At 70.0% G+C, this 14,700-nt stretch carries 14 protein-coding genes; 5 read left to right on the forward strand and 9 right to left on the reverse strand.

Translation table 11 applies throughout. The features are described 5' to 3' along the window. Positions 1-9: 9 nt before the first annotated feature. The 8 genes from D456_RS25190 to D456_RS26030 form a co-directional block, all read right to left on the reverse strand. Positions 10-798 (reverse strand): SMC-Scp complex subunit ScpB, encoded by a 789-nt coding sequence (locus D456_RS25190; RefSeq protein ID WP_017577861.1) that lies wholly within the window; start codon positions 796-798, stop codon positions 10-12. Then, entirely contained in the window at positions 786-2,177 is a 1,392-nt protein-coding gene (locus tag D456_RS26340; RefSeq protein ID WP_152442621.1) for a hypothetical protein, read from the reverse strand. The genes D456_RS25190 and D456_RS26340 overlap by 13 nt, the downstream gene beginning before the upstream one ends. Then, positions 2,170-2,934 (reverse strand): ATP-binding protein, encoded by a 765-nt coding sequence (locus D456_RS0119485; protein WP_017577863.1) that lies wholly within the window; start codon positions 2,932-2,934, stop codon positions 2,170-2,172. Before D456_RS0119485 ends, D456_RS26340 begins: the two co-directional genes overlap by 8 nt. Then, positions 2,934-3,056: a hypothetical protein gene (locus D456_RS27820; RefSeq protein ID WP_017577864.1), complete on the reverse strand. Its 123-nt coding sequence runs from the start codon at positions 3,054-3,056 to the stop codon at positions 2,934-2,936. The genes D456_RS0119485 and D456_RS27820 overlap by 1 nt, the downstream gene beginning before the upstream one ends. Beyond that, positions 3,034-4,485 (reverse strand): integrase core domain-containing protein, encoded by a 1,452-nt coding sequence (locus D456_RS24550; protein WP_204366788.1) that lies wholly within the window; start codon positions 4,483-4,485, stop codon positions 3,034-3,036. The genes D456_RS27820 and D456_RS24550 overlap by 23 nt, the downstream gene beginning before the upstream one ends. 173 nt (positions 4,486-4,658) lie before the next feature. Next, positions 4,659-5,168 (reverse strand): VanZ family protein, encoded by a 510-nt coding sequence (locus D456_RS0119495; RefSeq protein ID WP_160166739.1) that lies wholly within the window; start codon positions 5,166-5,168, stop codon positions 4,659-4,661. A gap of 150 nt (positions 5,169-5,318) precedes the next feature. Continuing rightward, positions 5,319-5,768, reverse strand: a complete 450-nt coding sequence (locus tag D456_RS24555) for a hypothetical protein (RefSeq protein WP_017577866.1) — start codon at positions 5,766-5,768, stop codon at positions 5,319-5,321. Positions 5,769-6,160: 392 nt separating this feature from the next. Further along, positions 6,161-7,117, reverse strand: coding sequence for a tyrosine-type recombinase/integrase (locus D456_RS26030; protein WP_017577867.1), 957 nt, complete (start codon positions 7,115-7,117; stop codon positions 6,161-6,163). Between the two features lie 493 nt (positions 7,118-7,610). Here D456_RS26030 and D456_RS0119510 point away from each other — a divergent pair, with 493 nt between their 5' ends. Together D456_RS0119510 and D456_RS0119515 are read left to right on the forward strand one after the other, a co-directional pair. Next, positions 7,611-8,030, forward strand: a complete 420-nt coding sequence (locus D456_RS0119510; protein ID WP_026116033.1) for a CBS domain-containing protein — start codon at positions 7,611-7,613, stop codon at positions 8,028-8,030. A gap of 362 nt (positions 8,031-8,392) precedes the next feature. Further along, the gene (locus D456_RS0119515; protein ID WP_017577869.1) at positions 8,393-11,383 is read left to right on the forward strand and encodes an AfsR/SARP family transcriptional regulator; all 2,991 of its coding nucleotides are present in this window, start codon (positions 8,393-8,395) and stop codon (positions 11,381-11,383) included. A 22-nt stretch (positions 11,384-11,405) separates the two neighbouring features. Here the strand turns inward: D456_RS0119515 and D456_RS0119520 are convergent, their stop codons facing one another. Then, complete coding sequence (locus D456_RS0119520; protein ID WP_152442623.1) at positions 11,406-11,636, reverse strand: hypothetical protein; 231 nt, start codon at positions 11,634-11,636, stop codon at positions 11,406-11,408. Between the two features lie 308 nt (positions 11,637-11,944). Here D456_RS0119520 and D456_RS0119525 point away from each other — a divergent pair, with 308 nt between their 5' ends. The 3 genes from D456_RS0119525 to D456_RS0119535 are packed head-to-tail and all read left to right on the forward strand — an operon-like array spanning position 11,945 to position 14,698. Beyond that, the gene (locus tag D456_RS0119525) at positions 11,945-13,141 is read left to right on the forward strand and encodes a GNAT family N-acetyltransferase (protein ID WP_017577871.1); all 1,197 of its coding nucleotides are present in this window, start codon (positions 11,945-11,947) and stop codon (positions 13,139-13,141) included. Between the two features lie 30 nt (positions 13,142-13,171). Further along, positions 13,172-14,461: an ATP-grasp domain-containing protein gene (locus D456_RS0119530; protein WP_017577872.1), complete on the forward strand. Its 1,290-nt coding sequence runs from the start codon at positions 13,172-13,174 to the stop codon at positions 14,459-14,461. A gap of 48 nt (positions 14,462-14,509) precedes the next feature. After that, positions 14,510-14,698 (forward strand): hypothetical protein, encoded by a 189-nt coding sequence (locus D456_RS0119535; protein ID WP_017577873.1) that lies wholly within the window; start codon positions 14,510-14,512, stop codon positions 14,696-14,698. Positions 14,699-14,700 lie beyond the last annotated feature (2 nt).

The following is a 14,700-nucleotide window of genomic DNA, read 5'->3' on the forward strand; positions in this document are numbered from 1 at the left end:
AGCGTTGTGTCACTGGAAACGACAGTTATCTGTCACCGGTGACGACATCCCGTTGTCACCGCTCCCGCCTCCGTCGTCGCCTGGGTTGAGGCTGTAGAGCACCTCCGACGCCAGTTCCAGACCTTCCTCGGCGGAACCGCTCACCAGCCCCAGCTTGAGCAGGTCCGCGAGCGCAGCGTCGTCATCACCACTGAGGATTGAGCCCGCCAGCAGCGCCTCCAAGACGCTGACGTGCGTCTGTGGGAGGGTGCCGCCGACGGCAACGACGACGCTCTCCAGCGCGGTGCGCTGGCCTGCGGTGAGCAGATCCGTGCGCGAGGTCAGCGCGTAGGTGTCGGCTCCCACCCGTCGTAGCGCGTAGGGGCCAGTCAGGTCGGCGTGGGCCTGGAGGTGTTCGACGGTCGCCCGGGCGCGCGAGAAGCCCCATCCCAGGGCGCCGGCGGCCTCCTCGATGGACAACGGTGCCCCGACGTGGAACAGCGCGGCCACCATGGTGCGCGCGTCCTCCACGACCTCCCCCTCCCCGGGCAGTTCGCTGTCGGCCTCGCGCGGTGCGCGCCGGAGCGAGGAGCACATCTCGTCCAGTTCCTCGATGAGGTCACTGGGGTGCAGGTCCAACCGTCGGCACAGCTGGATCAGGACGGTCACCGGCAGGGCGCGCAGCCGGTCCTCATCAGTGGAGCGGCGGCGGCCGAGAGTGTCGTGTTCGAGCTGGTGGGGGTGGACACCGAGCAGGTCGGCGATCTCCCATGAGGTGATGCCGCCAATGCGCAGGCGTTCGGTGATCAGCGGGTGCAACGTGCCTTCTCCAAGTGGGTGAGGGTCAGGGCTCGGGTGGCTAGCCATCCGCCGTTGCCGCGCCGGTCGTGCGAGGGGCAGTCGGGGCCGTGTGTCCAGGTGGGGTTGATGCGCAGGTCTCGGCACAGGCGTTGCAGACCGTGCCGGAGTTGGGCATCGGGGTCGCACCAACCGGGAGAGGAGGCGTGCACGAAGAAGGAGTCGGAGTCAGTGGCGCCCTGTTCCAGGCGTAGGGCGCGGTGGGCGGCCAGGGGACGGCGACCGTGGGCGGGGATGCGCACGGGCAGAGCGATGAGTTCTTCGTAGGTGGTTCCGCCGTAGGGACGCAGCCGGATGCGGGTGCTCGAACGTCGGTAGGCGGGGATGCGATCGCGGGTGGGGGTGATCAGGCCCCCGTCCTCGGTGACGTCGCACAAACGGATGGCGTCGAAGAAGCACGCGCTCTGACACAGGTGCAGGGCCAGGGTGATCGCGGCGGCGTCGCCGGTGTGGTGGTGCACGGCCACCCGTTGGGCCCGCCGCGGGTCCAGTTGGCTTGGTAGGTGCGTCGCGGGGTCCTGGCCCAGCACGTGCGGGTTCCAGTCGAGCCACCATCGGCTGTGCAGCAGGGCGGCCTGGGCGGCGCGCAGCCGGACCAGGGCGAGGTTGGGATCGGTGACCGGTCCCAGGAACACGTCGCGCATCCACGCGGTCAGGGCCGCGCCGAAGGGGCGGTGGTAGTCGTGCGGGGCGCTGGCCTGGGCGTGGAAGAGGCGCACTCGGGTGAAGGCGGCCTGGTAGTGGTCGTCGACTTCGGTGAAGGCCTGGGTGGACAGGCGGGCGCGGCAGGCGGCGCGGAACCTCCACACGTCGGTCAGTGGAAGCCGGTCCAGGGCCTGGGGTCTACGGCGCAGGGGTGGCGGGTCCAGCCGGACCGGTGCGGCCAACTCGGGCAGGTCCGCGGACAGGCGGGTCTGGGCTGCGGGTGGGGTCTGGGCCAGGGCGTGGTGGGCTTGGGTGTGGTCGTCGTAGCTCGACCACAGGGCCCACAGGTGCGCACCGATCGAGGAGGCGAACGTGGCCAGTTCGGTGAGCCGTTCGGTGGTGAGGCGGTGAGCGCGATCCACGACCAGGGCGTGGAAGCGGTGGGTGCGGGCACAGGCTCGGGCGTGGGCCCACTCGGGTTGGGCCAGGTGCTGAGGCTTGGGTGCGAAGGGGTGTTTGCCCAGGGCGGTGGTCACATCGCGCAGCAGGGTGGCGCGGTCTGCGCAGCCGGGGGTGGGTCGCAGCACGAGCAGCCGGTCCTGGTGTTCGCTGCGGGTGTGTACGCCGGGCACGGGCAGGTCGGCGGGGTTGAGGACTAACACCCGTTCGGGCGTCGCCGGGGTGTGCTCAGGCATAGGCGCCGCCGCCGAGCAGGGTGTAGGCGTTGGCGATGATCTCGGCGTCGATCCCGGTCCGGTCGGTCTCGGCGCACAACTGGGCGGCGGTGTGGGTGAAGGAGGCCCAGTCGCGCAGGGTGCCGTGGGCGTAGAAGTCGTCGATGTCGAGCAGGGCCTGGGCGTCGGTTCCGGTGTAGATGGGGTGGAACTGGCTGATCAGTTCGGGCACCTTGGCGCGGGGCAGGGTGTGGAAGGGCAGGCGGCGAAAGACGCGTGAGCGCAGCATGGGCTCGGCCGACAGGACTTCCCAGCAGCCGTCGCCGCCCACGTACAGCAGGGCGAACCGGGTGGTGGGGGCGTCGTGCAGGTGGCGCAGCAGTTCGATGCAGTCGCTGTTGAGGCGTTGTGCCTCATCGACCACGACCAGGCGGGGCGGGCCCGAGAGCAGGTCGGTCAGGGTCGTGATGAGGTGGAAGCGGTTGCGGCTGCGGGGTGGTGCGGCGCCGGTCAGGGTGCGCAGGAGTTCGTCGGTGATCATGCGCATGGTCGGGCGGCTGGGGAAGGTTAGCGCGTAGGCGGTGACCGGGGTGCCGTCGCTGTCTTGGAGGGATTCCAGGGCGGCCTGGACGGCGTAGGTCTTGCCGGTCCCGGCGTTGCCGTGGATGACGCCGGTGGCCTGGTTGGCGACCAGGTCGTCCACGATCCGGTGGGCGAGCAGGAACGGGCGGGTCTTGAGCGTGCTGGCGCCGGTGAGGTTGGCGAAGTGGGCGGGCATCAGCTCTCCTGGTCGTCGGTGATGGGCTCCTCCAGGCCCAGCAGGCTGGTGCTGGAGCGTTCCTGGAGTCGGCGTTGGGCGCGGCGTAGTGCGAGTTCGTCACCGTGTCCGGCGGGCAGCACACGGGACTCGGCGGGCGCGGTGCCATCGACCAGGGGGGCGAGTTCGCGCCGGGTGCGGGTGTTGGCGCGGCGCCGGGCCGTGCCGAGGCGGTGCGACTCGGCGCGGGCGGCTTCGCGGAAGGCCTCGGTCTGGGCGGGGGTGAGCTGGGTGTGGGGGTGGGCGGTGCACAGGTGCTCGGTGCCGGAGTAGAACCTGGACCACCTGGCCGCGGCGCCCGTGCAGCTCGGGGGCCAGGTAGGCCAGGTTGTTGAGGCGGATGCCGTCCTTGCCGATGGTGCGTTCGACGTCGGCCAGCAACAGGTGGCGCGCCTGGTCGGCGTCGATGCGGTGCACGGCGAAGGTGTCCTGGGCCCAGGACTGGGCGGGGGTGCGCCCGTCCAGGGCGGTGTGGGGGCGCTGGGTGTTGTACCAGTGCGCCCAGGTGCGCACCCGCTCGGCCAGGTGCTCGATGCGCAGCGGCCCCACCGGGGCGTCCTGGGCCGCGGCGCGGCCCGCCGCTGAGTCGTCCCAGGGGCTGTGCAGGCGCCCGGCGGCGTTGCGCGGACCCTTGGTGTAGCCGGGCAGAGAGCTGAACAGGGTCTGTTCCAGGGTGCGGTGCAGGCGTTCGATCTTGCCCTTGCGGTGCGGGGTGTAGGCGGGCAGGCGGTGTACCTCCACGCCGAGGGCGGCCAGAGCTTTGCGCACCGAGGCAGCGGCGAACTCCAGACCGCGGTCCACCCGCCCGGTGGTGGGGACCGCGCCGAAGGGGCCCCGGTCGGGGTCGTGGACCAGGCCCATGCGGATCGCGGTGAGCACCGTTCCCGCATGCGGGGTGGCGGTGATGGCCCAGCCGACCAGGGCGCGGGTGGCGTCGTCGACGATGGTGGTCATCCACGGGCACAGGGCGGCCCCGCGCGGGGGCAGCACCAAGATGGGGATCTGCTTGTGGTCCAGTTCCCAGATCTGATTGCGGCCCGTGGGCGGGCGGGTCAGATGGACCCCGGCCGCACGGCGCCCGGGCTCGCCGGTGCGCCAGGCGGCCTGCTCGGCCCGGGTGAGTTCGCGGGCGAAGGCCCGTTGCAGGGTGCGCAGCCCCACCGGGGGCGCCCCAGCCCAGCCGCGGACGAGGAAAGCCGGGACCGGGGCTCCGGCGGTGTGGCCCGTGCCGTCGATGACGGCCTCGCGGGCGCGGTGCAGGGCCGCCACGTTGCCGCGGTAGTGGGCGAAGGCCTCCCGGTCGATGGCGCTCAGCCGGTAGGAACCCCCTGCCTGAAGCTTGGGGGGTTCCTTGAGCCAGCGCCACACGGTGCGCAGACTCACCCCCAGCCCGTCGGCCACCCGCCGGGCGTGCTCGGTGGTCAACGCACCCTGAGCGCGCAGGGCGCCCAATCGCGCGATGGTCGCTCGGCGCTGCTCGGGGTCAACCCGGCCCTGGTGTTGCTCCCCCATGGGCCCGAGTGTGCGCCCTGGCCCGGCGGCGGGAGGCGAGCGACATGGGCCGCTTGTGCGAGTTTTGCCTGCTGTGGACCTTGTAGCGGCGGCGCAGGCGGGGCCGTGCTCGGCACTGCGGGCGTGTGGTCAGACACCCGCCAGGCTGATCTCCCGTGGCAGTCAGGGCTTGGCTAGGTCACCGGTGCGCGCTGCTCACGCACACCGACCAAGGCGTGCGCTGCGTACATCATCGCCACCCCGATGACGTAGCCCAGACTGTTGGCCAGCACGTCCATGATGTCGCTCTGCCTGCCCGTGCCCAACACGGCTTGGAAGGTCTCGATCAACACGGACAAGACCGGCCCGAACAGCCACAGGGCGGCCCGGTTGGTCACGGCGACGAACGCGGGGATCGCCAGGGGCACGAACAGCAGGGCGTTGAGGGTGACCATCGCCAAGGTCAGATCGGTGCCCGGGTTGGTGTAAGCGAAGGACGCTATCGGGTTGAGCGTGATGTCCGGGTCCGCCCCGAACACCTCCGCCCACCCGCCCGACGGCTGCACCAACACATAGACATAAGCCACAACGGCAATAGCGAGAAAGATTCCCGCGATACGGCGGGCCATCCCCAGGCGCGGGGCCCCATAGCAGACCGCCACGCTCACGACGAAAAACGCCACCAGGGCAATAACGGTCGTCACGGGGTTGACATAAAGCAGTGCTTGCCACATAGAACTCAATCAGCAGGGGAGGTACAACCCGCAGGCGTACCCCCCCAGACCGATTCTATTCAGCTCCGCCTCACGGGTAACCGGAAGAATCGATTTCCCTGGTCAAACCGCCACGCGGCGTCAGTCGCAGTCGACCGGGGGCAGGTTGAACTGCTGCTGTCCGGGCACGTCCATGAAGCCGACCACGCTGCCGCTGGTGTTGATCTGCGACCACGTCTCGCTCACGGTCTGCCCGGCACCGACGTTGTAGAAGGTGTCTCCGGTGTAAGTGTCCCCGGAGTTGTAGAACCCGAAGCTCAGGTCCACCGGCGAACCGTCGTCCTTCACATAGGACACACGCACGTACGTGCACTGGGTGGTCTGGATGGACAGGAGGCCGTTGGACAGGATCGTGTCGTCACTGTCCATGGGCTGAGGTGCATCGGCCTCCACGATGGAGCCGTCCTCGTAGATGTTGACCTCGACCGATTCCTCGGTGAACGCCGGCTCAGCGCTGGCGGGGGCGGTGGCGGCCAGGGACAAGCCCAGCCCAGCTGCCGAAACGAGCGCGAACGTCGCAGACTTCTTCATCGTGAGGGTCCTCTCTGTTCTGTGTTCGGCGGCGTCATCACATTCGCGTCATGGCGGCGTGTCGTATATCGACAACACACCGTATCCGCGAATTTTTCACGGTAAATGATGAAGGGCTATATATGGCGCATGTGGCCGATTCCGGACAGGCACCATCGGCGACGCGAAGCGCCCATAGTGCAACTGCCTGGAAAAACACAGTATTTACTCATCGCACTCGACGGAGAGCCCAAGCAAGCATCGATTTGACCTGATTCTCGCAGGTAACTGTCCTCCGCCTGCACTGACCAATGAAGCGGGAACTCAGGGAAGCGGCAATAAGACTTCGTGCTCGCTGGTAAAACGACCGCCCCCGGTGACGGCAGCGAGAAGGCCACGTAATCGCCCGCTGTTCAGCGGCGTGGAGCACGCCGGTTGTACGGATCGTGTTCGGCGGTGACCCAGGCGGAGGTCTCCTCGCCCAGGCGCACGTACTTGCCCAGGGTGGCCAGGTGGGCGTGGCGGGATTTGGCCTGGAGTTCGGGGGCGCTACGCCCTTCGGCGGCCAGGTACGTGAGCGCGGAGTGGCGCAGTTGGTGCAGCGTCCACCCCTGACCGTGCGGGTCATGCCGCTGGGAGGCCTGTTTGAACAGGTACTCCGCGCGCGGGTAGGACAGCCGCCCGCGCCCGGTGGTGGGGTCGACGTCGGCCAGGGCGCGGGCCCGAGCGCCGGCGGCAGGGGAGCGGCGGTCGGACAGGTACACCGGCCCGGTGGTGCGTCCGGCCAGGAGGCGGGGCAGGATCCGGGCGGTGGGGGTGGCCCAGTGCACGTACTCGATCGCGCCGCCTTTGGAGCGCACCCGGGCGCGGCGCATGGCCGCATCCAGGTCACCCACGTCCAGGGTGAGGATCTCCTCGGCGCGGGCCGCGGTCTCATACAGCATTCGCCACAGCACCTTCTCGCGCAGCCCCACGGCCGGGTCGGTGAACAACTCCTCCAGGCGTGCGGCAGGAACGGCCTTGTCGCCGCGGCGGGGCTCCTTGCGGCGCTCCAGCAGCCGGGTGGGGTCCTCTTCCAGCGCCTGGCGGCGCGCGCAGTAGGCAGCGAAGGAGCGCAAGGCGGCCAGGTGCTTGTTCCACGTGGCCGGAGCGGCGCCTTCCCAACGGGCCATGGCGGTGGCCGCCGCGCCGGGGGTGAAGGCGACCGCAACCGTCGCGGCGGTCCCGCCCACGGCCGCGTCCGCCAGCACGGTGAGGGTCTGAGCGTAGGCGCGGCGGGTGAGCGGCTGCTCGCGGAACCGGTCCAGGAACTCGGCGCTCGCCTGGGCGAGGGTGAGACCGCCGGGGCGGGGCAGGGGGTGGACGGTCACGGAGCCTCCCGGGCATGTGACAGAGAACGTTACGGAGTCGCCTCCGTGCGGCGATGGCGGCGCCGCAGGTCGCGGAGGAGCGCTCCGGTCTGTGTGACAGAGAATATGTCATTCTCTGTCACACCTATCGACAGCCCCTCATGCGAGTTCGATGCTGAGCACCCGGCCGGGCCTCGTTGGTGACATCGCGTGTCGCGGGCGGTGACGTTCTCCTGTCGCTCAACATGCATGTCGACACGGCGATACACCGCTCGACGCGGTTGAGGGCCGTGGGCCTCGGGTAGCCGGGAGGACAAGGCTGAAGCACAGCGGTTTTCCTCCCTCCACAGCAGGGTGAACGCGGCCATCGGCGGTGGTGGGCGTACTGGAGTGATGCTTCAGCACCGAGCAGGGTGAGCCCGGTCGGTGCCACGGCGGTGACACCTTCTCCGGGGCCGCCGACCGACGGGTTCAGGAGAGCCGAACACGCGTCACGACGAAGGGGGAAACGAAGATGGCAGCGACCACGGTTCGAGAGATCATGACACCCGACCCGAGGTGCGTCGGAACGGACGACTCGCTCCAGAAGGCGGCCGAACTCATGGCCGGCGACCGTGTGGGGGCCCTGCCCATCTGCGGGCAGGACGGCCGGCTCAAGGGGATGGTGACCGACCGGGACCTCGTCGTCCGGGGGCTCGCCGCCGGGAAGAGGCTCAGCGACCCCGCGGGCAGTCTGAACCAGGGGGAGGCCGTCACGGTCGGCGCCGACGACTCGGTCGACGAGGCCATGCGCACGATGTTGGACAAGGAGGTCAAGCGGCTCCCGGTCATCGACGGGACCACTCTCGTGGGTATGGTCACGACCGGCGATGTCGCCCGCGCCCTGCCCAACCCGGCCGTGGGCGACCTGGTCGAAGCGCTGAGCGTCGAATAGGGGCTGCCCCGCGAGGGGACTCCGATACACGGGGCGGGGGACCGGAGCGCGGACCTCCCGCCCCGCTGCTGCGCCCCGCCACCGCAGCGGTAACGGAAAGTATCCGCTCACCGGGCGTTCGGTAACGGCCAATTCCGGCCATGGGCATTCAGGGGACGAGGCCGGTTCCGGCACTAACATCATTGAGGGCGCCGGGCCGGTTCCAAGGACATTCCGGCACCTGAGAAGAGCATTGTTCCGGGCGCGGAGGGGCCACGGTCCCGACTCCCGGCCCCTTGACGAACAACCTGTTCGCTCGGGGAACGGCAAGCGAATCCTCCCTTTCCGTTCGAGCGGGAACAGATCGGAGATATCGGAGTCCGATGCACGGTCCCTCTTCCACGGCTCCCCCACCCTCCCGACCTCCCAACGGGCTCACGTTCGGGGTTCTGGGCTCCCTCACCGCCACCAGGGGCGGCCGCGCCGTCGACATCCCGGCCGGACGCCAACAGGTGGTTCTCGCGGCACTCCTTCTGGAACCGGGACGGGTGGTCAGCACCGACCACCTCGTCGACGCGATCTGGGGCGAGAACCCTCCGGCCACGGCCCGCGCCCAGGTCCAGATCTGTGTGTCGCGTCTACGCAAGAGCCTCGCCGGGGCCTCGTCAGCCGAGGTGATCAAGACACGCCCTCCGGGATACCTGTTGAGGGCGGAGGACGGAACGGTCGACCACATGATCCTGCGCGAACAGGTCCGCGAGGCCCGGGCCCGCGAGGAGCAGGGGTTGCGTCAGGAGGCCGTGGCGGCCCTGGAAGAAGCACTGTCCCTGTGGCGGGGACCCGCGCTCAACGGGATCGACAGCCCCCTCCTGGCGGCCAAGGCGGTCCGCCTGGACGAAGAGTGCCTGAACGCTCTGGAGAACCGGATCAGGATCGAGCTCGACCTCGGCGAACACCTGCGTCTGGTCGGTGAGCTGCGGTCCCTGGCCTCGGAGTATCCGCTCCGCGAACGCTTCCGCGCCCAGCTGATGCTGGCCCTGCACCGGTCGGGACGCCAGGCCGAGGCCCTGGAGGTGTACCGCGTCGGCCGCGACCATCTCGCCGAGGAGTTGGGGCTGGACCCGGGGGAGGAGCTGCGTGCGGCCGAGGCGGCGATTCTGGCGGCCGGAGACAACCCCGTCCCAGTGTCCTCCCCACCCGTCCAGCCAGACCCCGGCCCGGCGGAGTCCCCGGCCACCGGTGAACCCGGGGACTGGGTGGAGGAACACTTCTCCCATCTGCCGTTCGAGGTGCCCACGCCGCACCAGTTGACCGCCGACACGGCCGATTTCGTGGGCCGGGAGGACCTGGTCTCCTCGTTCGAGCGGGTCCTGGTCTCCCCCGACGGCGGCCACGCCCTGGGGGTGGCCGTGGTGCTGGGCAGGCCCGGCGTCGGCAAGAGTGCGCTGGCCGTTCACGTGGGGCACCGCGTGGCCGCGGAACACTTCCCCGACGGCCAGCTCTACTGCGACCTCAGGGGCACTCGGGACCAGCCGTTGACCGCCTCGGACGTGCTCGGACGTTTCCTGCGCGCCTTGGGGGTACCCGGTCCGACCGTGCCCGAGGACGTCGACGAGCGTGCCGAGCTCTACCGCACCGTCATGGCGCAGAGACGCGTGCTGATCGTCCTCGACGACGCTGCCACCGAGAGGCAGTTCCTGCCGCTGCTCCCGGGCAGCAGCAGTTGCGGGGTCGTCGTGACGAGCCGGTTGCGGCTGACCGGCGTGCCCGGATCGCACGTGGTGGAGCTCGATGTACTCACCATGGACCAGTCCCTCCAGCTCCTGGAGCGGGCCCTGGGCGTCGAAAGGGTCGAGGCGGAGCGGAAGGAGGCCGAGGAGCTCGTCCGTACTGTCGGGCGGCTCCCGCTGGCCATCCGCATCGTCGCCGCACGCCTGGCAGCGCGTCCGCACTGGAGCCTCGCCTCGCTCCTGGACCGCCTCGCCGACGAACGCGACCGGCTCGACGAGTTGGAGCACGGCGATCTGACGATCCGGGCGAGCCTGTCACTGACCTACGACGGCATGTCCGAGCGCGACCGCCGCCTCCTGCGCCGGCTGAGCGCACTGGACGGTTCCTCCATCCCCGGTTGGGTGGCCGGGGCGCTGCTGGACGACCACCGCAGGTCCCCCTCGGACCTGGTGGAGACTCTCGTCGACGCGCAGATGCTGGACGTGTCCACCTTGGGCCCGGGTGCACCGCACTACCGGTTCCACGACGTCATCCGGGTCTTCGCCCGCGAGAAACTGTCCGGCGAGGCGTCCGAGGAACGTACGGAGGCCGTGGCACGTCTGTGCGGTGCCTGGTTGGCCATGGCGGAGGAGGCGCACCGGCGTGTGTACGGCGGCGACCACCTCCTGGTCCACGGCGACGCGCCCCGATGGCTCCCGCCGGGGAAGGTGGTGGATGCCGAGCTCCACAGCCCGATGGACTGGTTGGACGCGGAACGGGCCAACCTCTGCTCCGTGGTCGGTCTGGCGGCGGACACAGGCCTGGACGAGGTCTGCTGGGACCTGGCGAGCAGCCTGGTGACCCTGTTCGAACGCCGCAGTTACCTGAGCCTGTGGGAGGAGACCATCGACCGGGCGATGGCGGCGTCCCGATCCGCCGGCAACCGGAGGGGGATCGCGGCGCTGATGCATTCGCGGGGATCGTTGCTGTTGAACAGGCGCGAGCACGATCAGGCACAGCCGCTCTTCTCGGCCGCGTTGGAGGAGTTCACCGACCTCGGTGACGCCCTGGGCCGGGCCAAGTGCAACCGCGCGCTCGCCTACGTCGAGTACCGGCGCGGCCGTACCGGGTCCGCTCTGCGCCTGTGCGAGAAGGCGTTGGAGGACTTCCGTGACCTCGGTGACCCCGTGGGGCAGGGCCACACCCTGCTCCTGAACGGACAGGCACTACTGGCCTGCGGGTGGGCTGACGAGGCCTGGGTTCCCCTGGAGGAGGCCCTGTCCTGCTACGAGGCCTGTGGGGACGGTCGCGGACGGGCCCAGATCCTGCGGACCATGTCCTCGGCCCTGCAGGAGTCGGGCGAACACGACTGGGCGGAGCAGTTGCTCTGCGACGCGCACGCGTTGGTCGTGGAGCTGCAGGACCCCATCGGCGAGGGGTTCGTACTTCACGACCTGGGCCGGATCAACGCCGCGGCCGGCCGTCGGTCACAGGCGCGGCTCTTCCTCGGGCGCGCCCTCGTCGTCCGGGAGCAGATCCAGGACGCGGAGGGCGCGGCCGACGTGCGCCGGGACCTGAGTCTGCTCGAGGGAGAGGACCGGAACGGCGGCCGGGGCCGGGAGACGGCAGTGCTGCCCCCGGTCCCGGCACCCGTTCAGTTCTGACCTCCGTGGTCGGGATCCGTTCCTAGCCCCACGGGTCGGACTCCGGAACGCTCTGCCCCCACGGATCGGACTCCGAAGCGTCCTCGGGCCCCGGCACGCTCTGCCCCCACGGATCGGACTCCGAAGCGGACGCGGCGCCGGCGGCCCCCGGGAGGGCCTGCGCCTCCTCCTCGGCTGCCGCGGGCGCCGCTGAGACGAAAGCGAGTGCAGCCACGGAGAAGACCACGGTTGCAATGTTCTTCGTTCCACGCATTGTTCCGACCTCTCGATTCCTCGGGTCTCTTTGCTCGGTATTCGTTGAGAAATCTAGGGATCGGTGTCATCACCGGACTATCTCTGCGCCTAACACCCTTTCCTGCCTGCGGGAACAACACAGGAACCGAAAAGGGGGACGGAGATTTCCGTCACGGCCGCCGCATCAGCAACAGAACGGCGCCGCAGTGTTCCGGGCCGCCCGTTACTCGGCGATAGCGGTGTGATGGTGCCGGGATAAGCCCTCGGGGTGGATTGGTGTCCGTGACAGAGGCACGAACGCCACCGCGGAAGGGGCCGAGCGAAGGCATGAGCATCCCAGGAGAGTTCGACGACCATCTCGGAGGGTTGCCCTCCCAGGTGTGGGACGGGCTGGCCGCCGGCCACCTCTACTCGACGTCCGACTGGTTGCGCTTCTGCGCTCGAGACATCGGCGGGACCATCAGCACCGGAACGGTCCACGTCTCCGAGCCCGGCGGCGGTATCGGCGCAGCCGTGCCGGTGACGGCCGTCGTCGAGGAACCCAACGGTTTCTACCGATGGGACTCCGTGCTCAGCAGCTCCGGGTTGCCCTCACCCGGCCCGGCCGGCCTCATGGCGGGCCAACGCCGCGGCTACCAGACACACGTGCTCACCGGGGACGGCGAAGCACTGAAACCCCCCGGTGCGGAGCGGCTCCTGGGCCGGCTGCGGGAACTGAGCAGCGACATCGCCGGTACCGGTGTCCTGCCCGGGACACGTCCGGGCCCCGTCCCGTGCGTCGCTCCGTTCCTGACCACCGCGGACGCGCTCGCCCTGCGCGAGGCCGGGGCCCGGGCACACCCCGTGCTCTGGGCCACCGACGCCTGGATCCCGGTCGAGGCCGAGGACTGGGACGCGTGGGTCGCCACGTTCGCCTCCAAGAAACGCCGCGACAACCTCAAACGCGAGGTCCGGGAGTTCCGCAGGGCCGGCTACACGATCACCCGCGCACCGCTCTCCGAGTGCTGCGGGGCCACGGCCGAACTCCTGGCAGCGACCCAGAAGCGGTACGGGCAGCCCTACGACCTCGACACGCTGACCGAGTCCTTCCGCAGGCAGGCCGAGGCCATGGGGGATGCCGCACAGGTGCTGTTCTGCTCACGCGAGGACGGCCCCCCGGTCGGTTTCTGCCTCTACTACGTCCACGGCACGACCCTTTCCATCCGCGCCGTCGGGTTCGACTATCCCGAGCTGCGGCCGGGCGCCGCCGAGTACTTCAACCTCGTCTACCACGAGCCCGTGCGTATCGCCACGGAGCTCGGGCTGACGTGGATCCACCCCGGCATCGAGGCACCCGACGCCAAGGCCCGCCGGGGTGCACGCCTGAGGCCGCTGTGGACGCTCGACCTCACCGAGGACAGCGTCCAGCACGGCCACGACGAACCCATCCGGCTCCACAACGCGCACCGCATGCGCAGTGTCGCGGAGCTGTCCCCCGTCGCGGACAAGCAGATCGAAGCCGATCTGTTCGCGCCCTTCTGCTGATCCGGCCCGATCCCAGAAACGGAGCCACCCATGGCACACCACCCTCAGGCCGTCCTGTTCATGGGCGACCTCGTCGTCCTCGCCCGCCAGGCGCGCCTGTTCACCGAGACCCGCCGACGCGGGCTGGCGGCCCTGGTCGTCGTCAGCGCGCAGACCGACATGGAACTGCTCGAACAGGCGCGCGCCGACAGAACCCACCCCCTCTCCGCGCTCACGGAGGTCGTCCAGGTCCCCGAGGCGAACGTCGCATCGGTCACCCCGGCCGTCCAGCCCCTGCTGCGCCGCTACGACGTACAGGGCGTGATGTCGGTCGGTGAACCCTTCGTGGAACCGGCCGGCGTGCTCGCCGACACGCTCGGGCTTCCCGGCCCCGGCGCCAAGGCCGCGTCGATCTGCCGCAACAAGCTGCTCCAGCGGTTCTCCGTCCCCGAGTTCTCCCCGTACTTCGAGGCGGTGCCCGCCAAGCAGCGTTCCGACTTCCGGCTCCCGGAGGAGCGCTTCCCGGCCGTGGTCAAGCCCGCCGGACGTTTCTACAGCTCCGGTGTTCGGTCGGTCTCGACCCACGGCGAGCTGGTCGCGGCCCTGTCGGCCGTCGAGGAGCACGAGATCGCCCTCGTCGAGGCCCGGGCCAGGGGCCGTGAGTTCTCCGTCGAGGCACTCGTGCAGGGCGACGAGGTGATCTGGTCCGGCGTCAACGCCAAGGAGAGCAACGAGGACGTCAGCGACTACTTCACCGAACTCTCGCACACGTGCCCGGCCGACCTGCCCTCCTCGGAGGAGGAAGCGCTGGTCGAGGCCAACCGCGAGGTCCTGCGGCAGGTGGGGGTCCGCGACGGCATCACCCACGCCGAGTACCGGCTCGGCGACGACGGGGGAGTGGTCCTCATGGAGGTCGCGGCCCGCCTGCCTGGCGACACGATCACGTTCCTGTGGGAGCTGGCCACCGGGCAGCCGATCGAGCCCGTGCTGCTGGACCTGGCCCTCGGTGTCCCCGCCGACTACCCGCAGCCCCGGCGGCGGTCCCGCCAGTACTTCCTGCCCCATCCGCACGGCGCGCTCGCGGACGTGACCGCCGAAGGGATCGAGGTCTCCTGGCCCACCAGGGACAACCGCTGGCCCGTGTTCGGCCCCCTGGATGCCGCTGCCCCCGCGACCGCGCACTCGGTCCTGGTCGGACGGATGCCCGGCGACGTGCTCGGCGACCAGGTCGACTCCGGCCACCGTTCGGCGTCGCTGCTGATCGACGCGCCCCTGGACGCCGACCTCGACGCCGAGACCGAACGGGCGGCCGAACGGGTCGAGATCGTCGTCGACCCCTGAACTTCCCGGTACCCGCCGGGACGATCCGAGAAGAAGAGGAAAGAAACGATGCCCAACACCATCACCGCTCCCCAGTGCCTGGTCTGCGAGACGGCCATCGAGCCCGAGGCCGACTGGGACAACGGCGAGATCGTCGAGTGCACCGCTTGCGGGCAGGAGCACGAGGTCGTGGGGAGCGCCCCCGGGTCGGTCCGCCTCGAGCTCGCTCCCGAGGTCGAAGAGGACTGGGGCGAGTGAGC

The organism is Nocardiopsis kunsanensis DSM 44524 (genome assembly GCF_000340965.1).
GTDB lineage: Bacteria > Actinomycetota > Actinomycetes > Streptosporangiales > Streptosporangiaceae > Nocardiopsis > Nocardiopsis kunsanensis.

Bases quoted from the DNA above. Each gene is read 5' to 3' on its own strand.
- D456_RS26340 (WP_152442621.1), bottom strand. From the start codon at position 2,177: ATGCCTGAGCACACCCCGGCGACGCCCGAACGGGTGTTAGTCCTCAAC.
- D456_RS0119485 (WP_017577863.1), bottom strand. From the start codon at position 2,934: ATGCCCGCCCACTTCGCCAACCTCACCGGCGCCAGCACGCTCAAGACC.
- D456_RS24550 (WP_204366788.1), bottom strand. From the start codon at position 4,485: ATGGGGGAGCAACACCAGGGCCGGGTTGACCCCGAGCAGCGCCGAGCG.
- D456_RS24555 (WP_017577866.1), bottom strand. From the start codon at position 5,768: ATGAAGAAGTCTGCGACGTTCGCGCTCGTTTCGGCAGCTGGGCTGGGC.
- D456_RS0119510 (WP_026116033.1), top strand. From the start codon at position 7,611: ATGGCAGCGACCACGGTTCGAGAGATCATGACACCCGACCCGAGGTGC.
- D456_RS0119515 (WP_017577869.1), top strand. From the start codon at position 8,393: ATGCACGGTCCCTCTTCCACGGCTCCCCCACCCTCCCGACCTCCCAAC.
- D456_RS0119520 (WP_152442623.1), bottom strand. From the start codon at position 11,636: ATGCGTGGAACGAAGAACATTGCAACCGTGGTCTTCTCCGTGGCTGCA.
- D456_RS0119525 (WP_017577871.1), top strand. From the start codon at position 11,945: ATGAGCATCCCAGGAGAGTTCGACGACCATCTCGGAGGGTTGCCCTCC.
- D456_RS0119530 (WP_017577872.1), top strand. From the start codon at position 13,172: ATGGCACACCACCCTCAGGCCGTCCTGTTCATGGGCGACCTCGTCGTC.
- D456_RS0119535 (WP_017577873.1), top strand. From the start codon at position 14,510: ATGCCCAACACCATCACCGCTCCCCAGTGCCTGGTCTGCGAGACGGCC.